This is a genomic window from Peribacillus sp. NPDC097675 (assembly GCF_050277655.1).
GTDB lineage: Bacteria > Bacillota > Bacilli > Bacillales > DSM-1321 > Peribacillus.
This window is the reverse complement of record NZ_JBNNSK010000001.1, coordinates 522,257-538,730: the sequence shown is the minus strand read 5'-3', so window position 1 is coordinate 538,730 and position 16,474 is coordinate 522,257. Positions and strand designations below refer to the sequence as shown.

General features: G+C 38.9%; 17 protein-coding genes. 1 reads left to right on the top strand and 16 read right to left on the bottom strand.

What is annotated here, in order from left to right; all coding sequences use genetic code 11:
• Positions 1–171 precede the first annotated feature (171 nt).
• From ACQKL5_RS02690 to ACQKL5_RS02615, 16 genes are all read right to left on the bottom strand, one after another.
• Positions 172–1,965 carry an ATP-binding protein gene (locus tag ACQKL5_RS02690; protein ID WP_427606607.1) on the bottom strand — a complete coding sequence of 598 codons (1,794 nt, stop codon included), beginning with the start codon at positions 1,963–1,965 and terminating at the stop codon, positions 172–174.
• Positions 1,962–2,678: a response regulator gene (locus tag ACQKL5_RS02685; RefSeq protein ID WP_427606470.1), complete on the bottom strand. Its 717-nt coding sequence runs from the start codon at positions 2,676–2,678 to the stop codon at positions 1,962–1,964. Before ACQKL5_RS02685 ends, ACQKL5_RS02690 begins: the two co-directional genes overlap by 4 nt.
• Positions 2,679–2,945: 267 nt before the next feature.
• Complete coding sequence (ccsB, locus tag ACQKL5_RS02680; RefSeq protein WP_427606469.1) at positions 2,946–4,124, bottom strand: c-type cytochrome biogenesis protein CcsB; 1,179 nt, start codon at positions 4,122–4,124, stop codon at positions 2,946–2,948.
• Positions 4,117–5,766 carry a cytochrome c biogenesis protein ResB gene (gene resB / locus ACQKL5_RS02675; protein WP_427606468.1) on the bottom strand — a complete coding sequence of 550 codons (1,650 nt, stop codon included), beginning with the start codon at positions 5,764–5,766 and terminating at the stop codon, positions 4,117–4,119. The genes ccsB and resB overlap by 8 nt, the downstream gene beginning before the upstream one ends.
• Positions 5,767–5,784: 18 nt before the next feature.
• Positions 5,785–6,315, bottom strand: coding sequence for a thiol-disulfide oxidoreductase ResA (gene resA / locus ACQKL5_RS02670; protein ID WP_427606467.1), 531 nt, complete (start codon positions 6,313–6,315; stop codon positions 5,785–5,787).
• Positions 6,316–6,515: 200 nt separating this feature from the next.
• Positions 6,516–7,256: a pseudouridine synthase gene (locus ACQKL5_RS02665; protein ID WP_427606466.1), complete on the bottom strand. Its 741-nt coding sequence runs from the start codon at positions 7,254–7,256 to the stop codon at positions 6,516–6,518.
• Between the two features lie 292 nt (positions 7,257–7,548).
• A complete protein-coding gene (locus ACQKL5_RS02660; RefSeq protein WP_427606606.1) occupies positions 7,549–8,094 on the bottom strand; it encodes a spore maturation protein in 546 nt (181 codons plus the stop codon).
• The gene (locus ACQKL5_RS02655) at positions 8,091–8,684 is read right to left on the bottom strand and encodes a nucleoside recognition domain-containing protein (RefSeq protein WP_427606465.1); all 594 of its coding nucleotides are present in this window, start codon (positions 8,682–8,684) and stop codon (positions 8,091–8,093) included. Before ACQKL5_RS02655 ends, ACQKL5_RS02660 begins: the two co-directional genes overlap by 4 nt.
• On the bottom strand, positions 8,677–9,837 hold the full coding sequence (locus ACQKL5_RS02650) for a D-alanyl-D-alanine carboxypeptidase family protein (protein WP_427606464.1): 1,161 nt from the start codon (positions 9,835–9,837) through the stop codon (positions 8,677–8,679). Before ACQKL5_RS02650 ends, ACQKL5_RS02655 begins: the two co-directional genes overlap by 8 nt.
• A 223-nt stretch (positions 9,838–10,060) precedes the next feature.
• Positions 10,061–11,710, bottom strand: coding sequence for an FAD-dependent oxidoreductase (locus ACQKL5_RS02645; protein ID WP_427606463.1), 1,650 nt, complete (start codon positions 11,708–11,710; stop codon positions 10,061–10,063).
• Between the two features lie 179 nt (positions 11,711–11,889).
• The gene (gene ahpC / locus ACQKL5_RS02640; protein ID WP_427591728.1) at positions 11,890–12,453 is read right to left on the bottom strand and encodes an alkyl hydroperoxide reductase subunit C; all 564 of its coding nucleotides are present in this window, start codon (positions 12,451–12,453) and stop codon (positions 11,890–11,892) included.
• Between the two features lie 395 nt (positions 12,454–12,848).
• Positions 12,849–13,727 (bottom strand): superoxide dismutase, encoded by an 879-nt coding sequence (locus ACQKL5_RS02635; RefSeq protein WP_427606462.1) that lies wholly within the window; start codon positions 13,725–13,727, stop codon positions 12,849–12,851.
• A 113-nt stretch (positions 13,728–13,840) separates the two neighbouring features.
• Complete coding sequence (locus ACQKL5_RS02630) at positions 13,841–14,329, bottom strand: YpuI family protein (protein WP_427606461.1); 489 nt, start codon at positions 14,327–14,329, stop codon at positions 13,841–13,843.
• Between the two features lie 22 nt (positions 14,330–14,351).
• Positions 14,352–14,765 carry a hypothetical protein gene (locus tag ACQKL5_RS02625; RefSeq protein ID WP_427606460.1) on the bottom strand — a complete coding sequence of 138 codons (414 nt, stop codon included), beginning with the start codon at positions 14,763–14,765 and terminating at the stop codon, positions 14,352–14,354.
• 56 nt (positions 14,766–14,821) lie between these two features.
• On the bottom strand, positions 14,822–15,403 hold the full coding sequence (gene scpB, locus ACQKL5_RS02620) for an SMC-Scp complex subunit ScpB (protein ID WP_427606459.1): 582 nt from the start codon (positions 15,401–15,403) through the stop codon (positions 14,822–14,824).
• Positions 15,390–16,157 carry a segregation/condensation protein A gene (locus tag ACQKL5_RS02615; protein ID WP_427606458.1) on the bottom strand — a complete coding sequence of 256 codons (768 nt, stop codon included), beginning with the start codon at positions 16,155–16,157 and terminating at the stop codon, positions 15,390–15,392. The genes scpB and ACQKL5_RS02615 overlap by 14 nt, the downstream gene beginning before the upstream one ends.
• A 218-nt stretch (positions 16,158–16,375) precedes the next feature.
• Between ACQKL5_RS02615 and ACQKL5_RS02610 the strand changes: the two genes are divergently transcribed.
• Complete coding sequence (locus tag ACQKL5_RS02610; RefSeq protein WP_402869262.1) at positions 16,376–16,468, top strand: YjcZ family sporulation protein; 93 nt, start codon at positions 16,376–16,378, stop codon at positions 16,466–16,468.
• Positions 16,469–16,474: the final 6 nt, after the last annotated feature.

Below are 16,474 nucleotides of genomic sequence, written 5' to 3'. Positions count from 1 at the left end.
ACATGCAATGCTCATCATTATGAATAAGGAGGCGAGAGCTGCCAAAAGAGGAATCGTATGAAGTTATTATCTTTCTTATAATAAAAAGGGGCAAAGGCAATGTTGAAATCCAATTGCCTTTGCCCACTCCGTTTCCCATGTAACAAGATTTTTTGCCAATCTACCTGACATTCACTCAGGATTTTCCATCATTCGAGGTAGAATAAAGCTGAATGTTGTTCCCTTTTCTGGTAGGCTGTTCACCGAAATATATCCTTCATGTGCATCAATGATATTTTTAACGATGGCCAGGCCTAATCCTGTACCGGAACGGCCACGGGTTCGTGCCTTATCTGCTTTATAAAATCTTTCGAAGACGAATGGCAAATCTTCTTCCGGAATCCCTGAACCTGAATCCGTCACATCTATAATCAACCCTCTTCGATCACTCATTTTTTGCAGGACATCGATTTTCCCGCCTGCAGGCGTATGTCGAATTGCATTATCAATGAGATTCGTCAAGACCTGCTCAATTCTATCAGGATCAAAATTCCATGTGATTCCCTCGTCCTGTAAATGTGTCGTAATCGTTATCCCTTTATCTCTAGCCAGTCCTTGAAACTTACTTGTAATCCTTTTTAAATAAGGGGAAACAGAAATCAAGTCATAACTAAGGTTCATTTTCCCTGATTCCAATCTGGCCAAATCTAATAAGTCATTAACTAAGCGTCCCATCCTTAATGATTCATCATAAATTATCTGAGCCATTTCCATTTTTTCTTCTTCACTGCCTGCTATGTCATCTACAATCGCTTCACTATACCCTTGAAGCATCGATATCGGAGTTCTCAACTCATGGGACACATTAGCGATGAAGTCCGTCCTGAGTTTATCCATGCGCCTTTCATCACTCATATCACGAATGATGGCTACAGCTCCGCGAATATTATCCGCATTTGAATATAAAGGACTGACTATCATCCCCCAATTTCTTCCTTGTATAGTGATTTCGCCAACTTGTTCCTTATCGAGAGACTCAGATTCATCAAATAGATTCATCAGCACGGATGGTACACTCATATTGTCTTCCCGGTTGTAACCTTTCTCAAAGTACCAGGCTTGCAAGAACCGTTCAGCCGGGGGATTCGCTTCTAAAATCGTGCCATCTTTATTGAATGTAATTACCCCATCTGCCATACTGCTCAAAATGCTCGCAAGATGCTCCTTTTCCTGGCTGAGAGCATTCATGTTGAATTTCAACTGTTTTCTCATCTGGTTAAATGCAATGGCCAATTCGCCAATCTCATCCTGAGTGAGAATGGGTACCTTGGTGTCGAATTTCCCCCGAGCTATCGCCAACGCAGCTTCTCTCATCTTAACAAGTGGTGCGTTGATTCTTGTTGATAAGAAGAAAGCGAAAATTGTCGTCAATATGATGGCGATTCCCGCTGCTAAGAGTATGAATTGGGTAGTTGACTTAGTTGTTTCTTGCATCGATTCCAATGACTGGATCAAAAAGAATTCATCTTGCTGCCCTTTTAACTCAAGAGGGACTCCCACTACAAATGCTGACAATGTATCATTGCCTTTGCCTTCTGATTGAAGCGTCATTTCTTTTTTTATCGTTTTTCCCTCTGTAAACACCTTGATTAATTCTGGATCATCTTTAAAGAATTCAGGAGTTATGTTAATGCCATTCTCATCATCCGATGAAAAGACCATCTTGTCATCATTCAAGATAATGACTTTTGTTTCATCACCTATTAACTCAGAAGCTATTTGCAGAACGTCGTCCCCAGTGCCTCCATGTTCATTCGTGACCGCGATGATTTGCTGTGCCATTTTAGTCAAATCATTCTCGACACTTTCTATCTGAAAGTTATCAAAGAATTCAACTAGAAGCACAGTTAAAACCATCAACACAAAAGAGACAAGCAGAAGAATCGTTGCCCAAAGTTTACCAACAACACTGCCCCACAACATCAGTCGTTTATTACTTCGAACTTGTAACCGACGCCCCAAACAGTGACAATCATCTTGGCAGCATTTTCGGATATACGGTTTAACTTTTCACGCAGGCGTTTTACATGCGTGTCCACAGTTCGAAGGTCTCCAAAGAATTCATAATGCCACACTTCTTTTAACAACTGCTCTCGATCAAAAACTTTATCAGGTGATTTCGCCAGGAAATATAATAATTCATATTCTTTGGGCGTAAGTGAAACATCCTTCCCATCCGCAAGAACACGATGGGCATCATTATCAATCGTTAGATGGGAAAAGACAATCACATCTTTCGCTGATGTTTCAGTCTGCATGTAATTTGCGTTGGAAGAACGACGCAATAATGCTTTAACCCTCAATACTACTTCACGTGGACTGAATGGTTTGACTATGTAATCATCTGTCCCCACTTCGAACCCTTGCACTCGATTGACTTCTTCCCCTTTAGCGGTCAGCATGATGATAGGTGTCGTTTTTTTCTCTCTTAATTCACGACATACTTCAATCCCATCTTTACCTGGCATCATAATATCCAATAAGATTAAATCATAATCATTTTCGAGAGCTTTTGTTAAAGCAACCTCTCCATTTTCTGCTTCATCGATTATATATTCTTCTCTTTCTAAATACATTTTTAGCAAGCGGCGGATTCTTTCCTCATCATCCACCACGAGAATTTTAATTGCATTATACATTTAGTAACCAGCCTCCTATCGTTTATTTTACAAAATGAATGCTTGTATGCCTAATATTATTTCTTAGCAAATGCAGATAAATAGCTAAATCTGTTCCCCTTTCATTAACTTTTCACTATATTGTCACAATGATTCCAACATAGCTGGTAATGCCCGCTTAATGCTTGAATACTATTATTGTAGAAATTGAAAAAAAGAGATCCGTTGTAGACGATATCGATAAATCATTTTTCGACATCGCTAACAAAAGACCCCCTTTATAGTTAATTAGGCATAAGAATGCAATCCGGCAATTACCAAATTGACAAATATCAAGTTGAATATCATTATGGCGAAACCGATAACGGCAAGCCACGCTGATTTTTCTCCCTGCCAACCTTTAGACATTCGCAAATGTAAGAACGCTGCATAAAACAACCAGGTTATAAGCGCCCATACTTCCTTAGGGTCCCAGCCCCAGAATCGAGTCCACGCAATTTGGGCCCAAATCATCGCAAATATAAGTGCCCCAAGTGTAAAGACTGGAAATCCAATAAGAACGGAACGGTAACTGATTTCATCCAATAAGTTCAAATTAACATTTTTAACAAGCGGTTTAATTAGAGCGGCCACTCTTCTTCGAGCAATTAACCTTATTAAACCATATAAGATAAGGCCTGCTCCTATCGACCAAATGACTGTGTTCATTTTTTTGGCATTAATGATTGCAGGCATCTCCACCAACGGTTGGAAACGATCTTTTTCAATCATAACCCCTTCATGAGGAGCCACCAATGCAGGAAGTGTATATTCCTGTTTGGCTGCCATGTCTTTTTTATCGACCCAATCGAAGCTAGCTTTATAATCCATCATCGAGAAAGTGGAAGATACGATGACAAGTGCAAGCGTACTGACTAAAGTATACATAATGATTTCAAGATAAAAAGTCCGTTTGCTTTTTTTTGTTTGATCCACATTCTTCACTAGATAAATGATGGCGGCGATAAAGCTAATGGCAAGAATAGATTGTCCCGCAGCAGCAGTTGTTACATGAATATGGAGCCAATGACTCTGTAAGGCAGGTATGAGTGGCGAAATTTCTGTAGGGAATAAACTTGCATAGGCAATGATTAATAAAGCAATAGGTAAAGCAAACAATCCAAGTACGGGCGTTTTATAAAGAAAATAGATCAAGATGAATGCACCGACTAACATCATGCCGAAAAAGGTGGTGAATTCAAACAAATTACTTACAGGGGCATGTCCCGCAGCAATCCATCTTGTAATAAAATAGCCTATCTGTGCCGCAAAACCTAAAATCGTCAGGGTGATACCTAATTTTGCCCAATTGTTTTGTTTCTTTTCCTCTGCTCCTCTTTTATCCTTTATAGACCCACCAAATATAAAGGTCGCAATCAGATATAAAAAGAAGGCTGTATATAATAAATTCCCACTCAAATCAGCCATTTAAAACTTCCCCCTTATTAGAAGATTTCTCCTCTTCTAGTAAATCTGTTGGTTCACAAAGTGGTGTTGATTCTATCGCTTTTGTTATGTCTTTCTTGAGACCATGCCAGTTTTTGTTTGTATGGCCGGCGATCATTATCTCACTCTCATTCCGTTTAATCCATATACGACGATGATTCCAGTATGAACCTTGGATGACACCTATCATGAAGATGATCCCACCGGTGAAAAGAATCCATAATGTTAAATCTTTTCTAACAGTTAAACCGGTAACGTCTTTCGTCTCCACTCCGGCAAAAGCCAGTTTATATGTATTTTCCCCCACTGGTTCCACCGTCTCTTTGATGGCTACAAAACTGATTTCCCCATTTGGTTTATCTGGCGTCTTCATTTTAAATATAAATGCTGGATTATTCGGAACTTTCGATATGGTGATAGGTTTCCCGTCTTCATCAAATTCGAAATCGGGGAAATAACTCATTAATTCGACTGAATACCCCTTATTCAATTGATAGGTCTTTTGCGGGTTATTTAAATCCACAGTCATATTTCCAAATTTCTCTTTTGTTTTTTTATCAATTAAATGAAAAGACATGGTACTAAGTTCGTCCAATTTATAATCTACTTGATAGTAAGCAAAATGATCATGTTTCAAAGGCTCGTTCACTTTTATTTTAAAATCTTTGATTTTATCGAGCTCCACTTTCTCACCTGGCAACACTTCTTTTCGACGCTCGAATAATGTTACATACGCTTCAAAGGTTTTAGCTATCGTACCAGATTTATCTATCGCTGCACTAAATTGCTCGTCTTCTTCATTCTCTTTATCATACACTTCTAATTTAAACTCATTATTCTTGAGATAATATTCCCCGTGTGTCCCAGGAATCTCTTTTGTTTCGCCTTCTCGTAGCCAAAGCACTTTATCAATATACATACCAGGGACGGAGCGTAGCAATGCCCCAATTAAAAAAATGATAAGTCCGATATGATTGACATACGGTCCCCACCTTGAAAAACGTCCTTTTTCGGCAAGGATATTCCCGTTTTCCTCACGTACATGATAGTGTTGCTTATGCAGACTCTCTTTTACTTCTTCCATATTCACATCTTGACCATTGAGTTTCGTCACTCCCGATACCCTTTGTCGCTTCATGAATCCGTCGTGACGAGTGACCCCTTGTTTCTTTAAGGATCGATATAAAGGAAAAAAGCGATCAATACTAGCAATCAGAAGAGATATGCCCAACATCGCAATGATGATTAAATACCACCACGAACTGTATAAATTATGAAATCCAAGTTCGTAATACAACTTACCTAGTTTTCCATACTCTGATTCATAATGCTCAGCAGGTGTTAAAGTGGAAGGAATATACATTTCCTGCGGGAATATCGTTCCTATTGCGGAAGCCACCAGAGCCAAGACAATAAGAGTAACTCCTACCTTCACGGAGGAGAAAAAGTTCCATATTTTATCGATTACCGTCTTATTATAAGTTTGTGAACGTCTCGCACTGCCCTCATATCGCATATCAATTAACTTTTTATCTTCTTTATTGTCTAGGATGCTGCCGCAAACTTCACAAATCTTCGTTCCGAACGGATTTACATGCCCACAGTCACACTTTACTTCTTTCATGTCAAAAACTCCCCAGTATTATGGTTTAATTCTCTCCATATGCTTTTGGATGGTCTCTTCTGTCAAGGCTCCGGTAATGATATCTACCACTGTTCCTTCTTTATCTATTAAAAAGGTAACCGGTAAAATATCTACGCGATAGGCATTCTCGACTTCCCTGCCTTTGTCTATCATGATTGGGAAGGTAAGATTATGTTTTGCCGCATATTGATTAACCGAATATTCAGATTCTCCTACATTGACCGCTAATATCTCCACGCCTTTGTCTTTGTATGTTTGATATTGACTTTCCATATACGGCATTTCATATTCACAAGGCTTACAATATGTACCCCAGAAGTTCAGGAAAACACCCTGTCCTTTATAGTCCGATAATTTATGCTCTTTTCCCTCCATATCAGTCAAAACAAAGTTGGGTGCTTCATTCCCCTTTTGAAGACTGTCATTCTTATCTTTAGTGAAGTTCGTATAAAGGGCAAACACTAAAGCTGCACCTAATACCAGTAGAATGATGGTCCTGACTACTAGGCGTCGCTTTTTTCTATCCATAGAAATCCTCCTAAGACAGCTCTAAATTTCACCAAACCAATATACCTTTTAACACGATGACCATATTTTTAAAGATTCGTTGACAACTTTTTCGCGTCATGAAAGAAAAGGAATTTACAGGCTGTTTTCCACCACCCATTCAACTACTGAGATGAATGGGGTAGTGGTTTCAGCCTGTTAATATTGAAGTAAGCCTTATTTTACATTCTCCGCTGTTTCGGATCAGTAGATGCCATCGTCCTCATTAATTTAACTTCATGTGGCGTTAACTCACGGGAATCCCCAGCGGTTAAACCATCTAATGTCAAGAAACCATATTGTTCTCGTTTTAACTTAATAACAGGATGTCCGATCGCTTCGAACATCCGACGGACCTGACGATTTCTTCCTTCATGGATCGTGATTTCGATAATTGCCGTTTCCTTTTTCTTATCAGTCGTCAGAACTCTAGTTTTGGCTGGAGCTGTCTTGCCATCTTCGAGCACAATTCCTTTTTCTAACTTTCTTAAACTCTCACGTAAAGGAATCCCTTTCACTTTAGCCACATACACTTTGTCTACTTCATGTTTCGGATGCATTAGTGTATTGGCAAAATCTCCATCATTCGTTAACACTAATAATCCCGAAGTATCATAATCCAGACGTCCCACAGGGTAAATCCGCTCTTGAACGAAAGGAAAATAATCCGTTACGACTTTTCTTTTCTTATCATCCGAAACAGCTGAAATGACACCGCGCGGTTTGTAGAATACGAAATAAACAGGCGGTTCTTTCTCAAGTGGGATTTCATTTACCTGTACCTTGTCATTTGGCCCAACCTTTACGCCTAATTCTTTTACTACTTTTCCATTCACTTTGACCTTACCTTCTAATATTAACTCTTCTGCCTTACGACGCGATGCTAATCCTGCGTGTGCTATGACCTTTTGTAATCTTTCCATCTATCTTCACCTCATAGTATAATCATTCGTTTGTTATTGTCTGTACATACACAATCATACAATTATTACATATAGCGAGGCAAAAACAAAAGGTTTTTCGTCAATATGGCCGTTTCTTTTATTATTTCATCTATTTAGGATCGGTTATATAGGTTGGTTTCCATAATGAGTGTAACATAGCTTATTTTTCCATGGCAAAAAAATGTATTAATTTCTTTGTATCGTCAAATACCGATGCCGTAAAAAGCTTATCAATAAAAAAAGGAAATGGATTTAACCATTTCCATTGGTTTTATTTTGTTCCAAAAACAAGTGTGACGACCACAACCGCCGCTACAATACCCACTAAATCTGCCAACAGGCCGACCTTGAGTGCGTCCCCCATTTTTTTAATACCCACGGCCCCAAAATAAACGGTCAAGACATAGAATGTCGTGTCTGTACTTCCCTGTATTGTAGCAGCCAAGCGACCAACAAAGGAATCCGGACCATACACAGAAATCAAATCGCTCGTCATCCCCAAGGCAGCAGTTCCCGATATCGGCCGGATTATCGCCAGAGGGAAAATTTCTGCCGGAAAGTGGAGAAAGGTAAGTAGTGGCTTTATTACTTGTACAAATGAATCAAGAGCCCCTGAAGCCCTAAACACCGAAATGGCGACCAGCATACCCACCAAAAAGGGGATTAGGGAGAAGGACATATTAATTCCTTCCTTTCCACCTTCTACAAAGGTTTCATAAGTGGGTACCCTTTTAACCGTTCCGTATACTAAAATTGAGAGAATCAAAAGTGGTATCAGCCATATCGATATGGACGTCATCCAATGTAACATCCCTATTCCCTCCCGTTCCGTTTTCTCCTGTAATAGAAGTAGCGATCTATTGCTATTCCCCCAATTGCCGAGATGGCTGTAGCCACAATAGTAGGAAAGACGATGTCAGTCGGAGAAACTGCATCGTAATTCATCCGGATGGCAATGACAGTCGTTGGGATTAACGTGACACTTGAAGTATTTATCGCTAAAAATGTAACCATGGAACGGCTGACCGTTACTTTATTTCCATTTAACTTCTTTAACTGTTCCATTGCTTTAATTCCTAAGGGCGTCGCAGCATTTCCCAAGCCAAAAGTGTTCGCCATCATATTCGATAAGATATAGCCCATTGCAGGATGGTTGGGAGGGACTTCGGGAAATAGCCATCTCATCAAAGGCCTAAACAAACTGGATAGTTTTTCGAGCAGGCCCGATTCTTCAGCAATTTTCATCAAACCCAGCCAGAAAACCAAGATGCTCATCAACCCTAGTGATAGTGTGACCGCTTCCTTGGCACTCACGAAAAGTGCCTCATTCACTTGATTCATGGTTCCGTTAATCATGGCAAACACTATACCAATTACAGTCATTCCAACCCATATATAATTAACCATTACGTTCAATTCCCAATACTGATTCGAATAAGGACGCCCACGAAGATTTAAACGATTGCTGATTGAAGCTTTCTAATGCTTCTCCATAAAAGATAGACCTACTACCGACCTGTTTTCCATTGAAATAGACATAAGCCTTACCCACGACTTCAGGGATATTTCGTTTATCTTTCCATTTGCTCTCAGGCTTAAGAAATTTCATTTTGACTTTTATTAATTCTCTTTCATCTTTAGAAAGTGGATAGGAAAAATCATTTTTAAAGTATACATGTCCTTTATACGTTGTATTTTTTATATCTTTTATGGCACCTTCAGGTAGAATTTTAGTCAAACTATAATTCTTGAAAGCAGCTTCATACATATTGATATGATCATTCCAATCATCTGGCCCATTCAGTGTGACAGCGATAAGGTTATGGTTGTTTTTTGTGGCTGTACTAACCAATGTCCGCTTTGCCAGTTTAGTATAGCCGGTCTTTCCTCCCGTACAATACTCATATAACTGCGTCAAAAGCCGATTTTTGTTCTTCCAAACGTAATCCCAATCTTCCGTAGAGTTAGTGGCCCGATGTACTTTAGTTCCAGCAATCTTGGCATATGTCTCATTCTTCATGGCATAACGAGTCAGTAAAGCCATATCATATGCCGTTGAATAATGATTCTTGGTATTATCCAATCCATGAGGGTTCGTAAAATGGGAATTCTTCATCCCGATTTCTTCTGCCTTTTGATTCATCATCCAGATGAAACCATCCAGGCTCCCCCCCACCTTTTCACTTATCGCAACAGCCGCATCATTCCCCGACCGGAGCATCAACCCATATACCAAATCTTCAAGCTTAATCTTTTCACCTTCTTTTAAATAAAGAGAAGATCCCTCCGTTCCAAACGCATTCCCACTGATCGTGACGGTTTCATCCATCTCTCCCGATTCTATTGCCAAGATAGCCGTCATGATTTTTGTGATGCTTGCGATGCGATTCTTTTCATGAGCGTTCACTTCATAAATGACCCTTCCGCTTTCCTCGTCCATTAAAATGGCACTATGGGCACTGACCCCAACGGTTGCACTGGCGTTCTGTACCGGTGCTAAAAAAGAAAAAATGAGAATGACCATACATAATTTAGGTATTTCTTTATATAGAAAACGCATGAGTGCCCTCCCGGTTCTTTACTTGTTTTTGTACAAGTTTATGCGAATGGACAAGGGTTATGATTAAAATAATCGGATCCCCCTAAAGTTCCCCAAACATTCCGAAACATATCAGATGGGCAGATGCAAAATGAAAAACTTAAAGGTAGACATAATAAAAGCCATAAAAAAAAACCGATAAACAGACACTGTAACATGTCCATCCATCGGTTTTTGCATCCTATTAAACTAATAAAGCCGCGATTTCATCAATCTTCTTAGCACCGAACACTACTTCCTCATCATTGATGATCATAGCCGGTACACTCATGACTTTATACTTTTTCTTAATGTCTTGGAAATTACTGATGTCGACCATTTCAGCCTCAACATTCGGGTTTTCTATAGCGATTCGTTGCGCTCCGACCACAACATCAGGGCAGAAGTGGCAAGCCAAAGAAACCATTACTTTAATATTTGTCTTTTTGCTGATTGATTTGATTGAATCCCGCACAGCTGAATCCAATGCTTGACCCGGACCGGCAAGATTATAGATGGCTAAAATGAAGGAATTAAGCTCATGCCCGCCTGGTACACCATGGTATTTGACACCACTATATTCCCCATTCGAATTTAAAAGGGAGACTACAGGGAATTTATCGGCATTCACTTTTTCTTCCATCTGTTTATTTTCGCCTTTAGTATATAGCTCAAGATGAAGCTTGTCCCCTAATTCTGCAACATCTAATAAGAAGTCACGTAATTCCACCGATTTGGGTAGGCTTTCATCCACGATTGATACTAAGGTCACGTCATTTTCCATCTTATCGAAGATTCCTTTTAGTTGGCCTCTTAACGTATCGCTCAATAAGGAACTCTTACCTGCTGGTGCAGCAGCTTTTTTCTTTTCTTGTTGCTTTTCTTCCACTACCGGCTCATCTTTAATGCCTAAGCGGTCTTTTTCTTCAGCGATGTATTTACCTGCGTCTGTTGCAGCTATCGCTCCATCAGATACGGCTGTTATGATCTGACGCAAGGACTTTGGTCTCAAGTCGCCAGCTGCGTACACACCTTTTACATTTGTGTTCATATCATCGTCTGTAAGAATATAGCCTGCTCGGTCCATCTCAATATGGCCTTGGAAAATGGCTGTTTGTGGTTGATAACCGATGAATACGAAAATACCAAACGTGCTGTCTTCTTCCTTCGCTTCATATTCCCATTCTTCTTTTGTCACGTTATTGATGAAACGGGCACGTTGAATCATGCCATCTCCATAGGCTCCAAGAATCTCTGTATTAAATTCAACCTCAATTTTCTCATTGGCCATTACTTTATCTACAATAGAAGGGGCACAAGAGAAGGCAGATTCGCGGGCGATAATGGTGACTTTTGTTGCAAAGCGCGTAAGGAAGATGGCTTCTTCAGCCGCTGCATATCCTGCTCCGATGACGAAAACTTCCAATCCCTCAAAGAATTCTCCATCACAAGTTGAACAATACGCTACACCACGACCTGTAAATTCTTCTTCTCCCGGGAAGCCAAGTTTTCTTGGAGTGGCACCCGTTGCAATGATTACTGCACGTGCATGATAATCTCCACTAAGTGTTTTAACGACTTTTACCTCACCTGAGAAATCTACGCCTGTTACATCTACTTTAGCGAACTCCACACCAAAATCTTCGTTTTGAAGTTTCATTTCCTCCACCAACTTTGGACCGGAAATATTACGGATACCTGGATAGTTTGCTATTTCTGAAGTTGTAGCAGCTTGTCCTCCGCCTGTCCCTTTTTCCAGGATGATCGTTTTTAATTTCGCTCGTCCGGCATAAACCCCCGCTGAAAGACCGGCTGGACCTCCACCGATAATCAATAAATCATATATTTTTTCCATAGTTGTTCTCCTTGCTGTTTTAAAAGTTGCTGTTTAAAAGTTAATTTTGAAGGACAAAAGGCACTTATTTGAAGTAAGTGCCTTTTGTTGATGAAATCTGTTCAGATCAAAATAGCTTTCGACTAAACGATACTTCATTTATATTGTCTGATATATACAAAGGAAGATATTTCCTACTATTAAAGTTTTCCTACTAGGTCAAAGCTTGGCTCTAATGTATCTTCACCTGGAGTCCATTTAGCAGGGCAAACTTTATCGCCATGTTCTGCTACGAATTGTGCAGCTTGAACTTTTCTGATAAGTTCTTCAGCATTACGGCCGATTCCCATGTCATTTACTTCATATGATTTGATTTGGCCTTCTGGATTTACGATGAAAGTACCACGAAGTGCCACGCCATCTTCTTCAACTAATACTCCAAATTGACGAGATAGAGCTAGAGCTGGGTCAGCTAACATTGGGTATTGGATTTTACCGATTGTATCAGTAGCGTCTGCCCATCCTTTATGGCTGAAATGAGAATCAGTGGAAACGGAGTACACTTCGCAACCGATTTCTTTAAAAGTTTCGTAGTTATCTTGAAGATCAGCTAATTCTGTTGGACATACAAATGAAAAGTCTGCTGGATAGAAAAAGAATACAGCCCATTTTCCTTTTACGTCTTCTAGTGTAACTTCTTTGAACTCTCCTGCTTGATATGCTTGCACTTTAAAGTCTTCAACTTGTTTATTGATTAATGACATAATATTATTCCTCCAAATGAAATATTTTAGTGATTACTGTTTATACTAATTATTATTTAGTAATTAGTCAATAAATATACCCTAATAATTATTTTGTTCACATTTTTGACGCATTTTTATACTAAAATAACTAAAAACCAGTTAAAATACCCTTGACTATCCTATTTAATATACCATTATTATTATATTAAGAGCAAATATAACAATGTTTAAAATTATTTCAATAAAAAAATATCGCCTTTCCTTAATAACAAAAATTAACAACTGAGAATGAGAGTAAAACCATTTTTATCCAGGGACGAAGAATTCATTATACTTGTATCCATTGAAAACAAAAAAAGACAGGACCCTATGGTCCCATCTCCCTGTCTTTTCGTAAACTCTCCTTAACTTGTTTACTGTGGTTTCCAAGTTAACTTTTTTGCCTTATTAAAACGCAAGGTAGTTTGCGGCCAATTTACTACGTTCCACCATTTCTTCACATATGCTGCCCTATTATTCTTGTATTGTAGGTAATAGGCATGTTCCCAGACATCTAAGGCCAGGATCGGTATAGTATCCCATTGCGTCAAAATCATATGTCTTTCGGATTGAAGGATTTCTAATCTACGTGCTCGTGGAACCCAGACTAAGATTGCCCAACCAACCCCTTCCACCTGCTTGGCTGCTTCACTGAAATGACTTTTAAAAGCCTCGAAACTCCCAAAATCCCCTTCAATTTGTTTATATAACTCTCCCTTCGGCTGACCACCTCCTGCTGGCATCATCCCTTCCCAAAATAGTGTGTGCAGGTAGTGTCCCGAACCATGAAAAGCAGCCTCCCTTTCCCAATGTTTCAAAAGTGAAAAATCATTCGTTTCTCTAGCTTTTTTCATCATTAACTCCGCTTTATTTAAGCCGTCCACATATGTTTGATGATGCTTGTCATGATGCAATCGCATAATTTCAGCCGAAATTATCGGTTCAAGGGCATCATATGGGTAAGGCAAGGGCGGTAGCGTATGTTTTCCAATCCCAACAGATTGCACTTTCTCATATTGAGTATTTAACCCTTTCGCCCTTTCTTCAATTTCTTTATAAATCCTGTTGATTTCTTTTTCGATAATTTCTATTTCTTCGTTTTCTCTATCCTCTGTCCCTAATGTCTGAACCGAATGTGAAAGCCTTTCTATATTTGTTATCAGTTGCGATTCCTTAATATCAACGTTATCCATGTATTTCTTCATTTCCTCTATCCAATCATTAACCTCTGAAGCATATTGTCTTATATCCAATAAGCCACCCCCGAAAAATTTCAAAATAAGGCATCGGCGTATTTTATGTTTCAGCACAAGCGGAAATACCGTAAAAATAAAAAAACAGCAAGGTATTTAACCCTGCTGTTCTCTTATCTAGACTGTAACATCTTAGTCCGATAATCCGTTTCATAGAATTCAAGTTCTTCTCTCATGTTCTGAAAGCCACTCTCTACCGTTTTTAAGATTGTGATAATACTATCTGGCACTACTTGATGAAACTTAATGGAGTTCTTTCCCGTATAAGCAGATCGGCTGTCTTCAAACCAACGGTCCGATTTCGGTGAAAAGTACTCTTCTATACATTGATGATACACTCTATATAGCGTTTTTTCGGCAGCTGCTTTATTGAAAACCTCATTTTTAAGAACGATTTGACAAGCTTCCAAGCCTTCCTCACAACTTACAAGCATTCTTCTTAAACTGGAGAGTATTCCTTTATAGTAAGTTTCCTCACCATTCTTTTCTTGTTGCATCTTAGAATAGGTGGTTTCATTCAAGTATTCCTCTAACTGAGCCACTGTCGTTTCTAAAAAGCTTTTTACATCCTCGAGCTGTGATTTCACCAATGTATTCCCCAACCGTAAACCCTCCTCATAATAATTATGATAAATAAAAATCTAAATTTGTATTAATATCATATGGTTTAGCTTGTTCAATCGATCTAAACACTTCCTCTAATTTGTTAAAATTCAGATTCAGGAAGTAACTTGCTAAATCTTTTTCAGAATTTATATAGACTCGCTTTCGGCTGGACAAACTTGGTTCTTTGATTAAACAAATCAAAGCAATAATATCAGCCATATAAATATCTCTAGAATGGCTTTTGAAAATGGGATCTTTGGGATAGGGAGTCCATTGGGTAATCCTCTCATCGAAATAACGAAGATATACTACATTCAAACTCTTTTCCTCGCCGTCCTTTATGTATTTAACAGTGGAACGGTTAAAGAAATCCTCTGGTGAATTTGGTTTTCCTTTTTCAAGTTCAAATCCTTTGCATGCTAGAATGTGCAACTGCACCCCTCCAAACATCCATTTTTTTCTATATTATCACAAATTATAAAAATATGTTATTCGATTGTTTTTTGGAAATTCTCGAAAAACAGATCAGCTTCTCCGTTTTCGAAGTTTTCTTCAGTATTATCGGCAAGGGGCGGCAACTCTTTAATTGAATTCAGCCCGAAGTAGTCTAAGAACTCTTTCGTTGTACCATATAAATAAGCTCGGCCTGAACCTTCAGCCCGACCCACCTCTTTAATCAAAACTTTCGTAACAAGAGTATGAATCGGCCGATCTGTTTTGACACCGCGAATTTCATCTATTTCAGCTCTTGTAATCGGCTGCTTATAGGCGATTATCGCCAATGTTTCCAAAGCTGCCTGAGTCAACCCTTGTGAACTTGATGTTTCCACAAGTTTTTTCAAATAATCAGAGTGCTCTTTCTTTGTTGCCAACTGGAAAACACCGGCTATTTCAATAATTTGTATGCCACGTAAGTCCGAGAGATAGTCTTCCTTTAAGCTCTCGATGATGTCTGTTGCTTGATATTCCGTAATTTCAAGGACAGAGGCAATTTGCTTGACGGAAAGCCCTTCATCTCCTGATGCAAACAATAAGGCCTCGAGTATCCCTTTCCAATTAATAACTTCCAACTGGTTCTACACCTTCCTTAGCTACAATCATAATTTCCGAGAAATTATCTTCTTGTTCTACTTTAATCTCATTTAATTTCATCAATTCCAACACCGCTAAAAATGTAATGACTATATGTTCCTTGACTGGCTCCGGGAAAAGGTCAAAGAAGCTTTTCTTCCCTTTAAAGGTTTGGAGGTCCATCAAGATTTCTTCCATCCGTTTTTCAATGGAAATTTCTTGTTTCGTCACTTTTGTATAGAGAGGCTTTTGAATCTTCTGCCGGCGAAGTAGCTTTTGCAAGGCACCCAACATATCGTAAAGGCTAACATTCAACTCCTGTAATTCACTTTCCGTTTCTTTTACATATTCGGACAAATCGCTTGGCGGTTTAGTGAATATCAAGTTTCGTTCTTCTTCAAGGCCTTTGAATTCTTCTGCGGCAGATTTATACTTTTTATATTCCAATAGTTTCTCCACAAGTTCGTCACGTGGATCTTCTTCGAATATTTCTCCATCCTCATCGACCAATAGCTCATCTTCATGCTTAGGCAACAGCATTTTACTTTTGATTGCTAATAAAGTTGCAGCCATAACTAAGTATTCACTTGCCACATCCAATTCAAGATGTTGCATGGTATGGATGTAACCTAAGTATTGTTCGGTAATGTCAGCCATAGGAATATCATAAATGTCTATTTCTAGACGGTTAATCAAATGAAGGAGTAAATCCATCGGTCCTTCGAATGCATCAATCTTAATATTATAACCCATCAAAATACCCCATTTAAATCTAATTGGCCTTTTATTAGGCCTATTTCTTCATTTCAAGTATAGTGGATTGTCGGCTCTTTATCCATTACAAATAAAGGAGCACGTGATTTAAAAGTTTCTCGTTAAGGATTTTTTTAAATGGGTCGTTGCCCAATCATATTTGTAAAATGAACATAGTCTAAGAATGTAAGATAAGCAGAACAAAGGAGGTACTTATTATGGGTGGCAATGCAGGAGGTTTTGGCGGCGGATTTGCGTTTATTGTAGTATTATTCATTTTATTAGTTATCGTCGGTGCTTCTTGGTTATAATCGAAT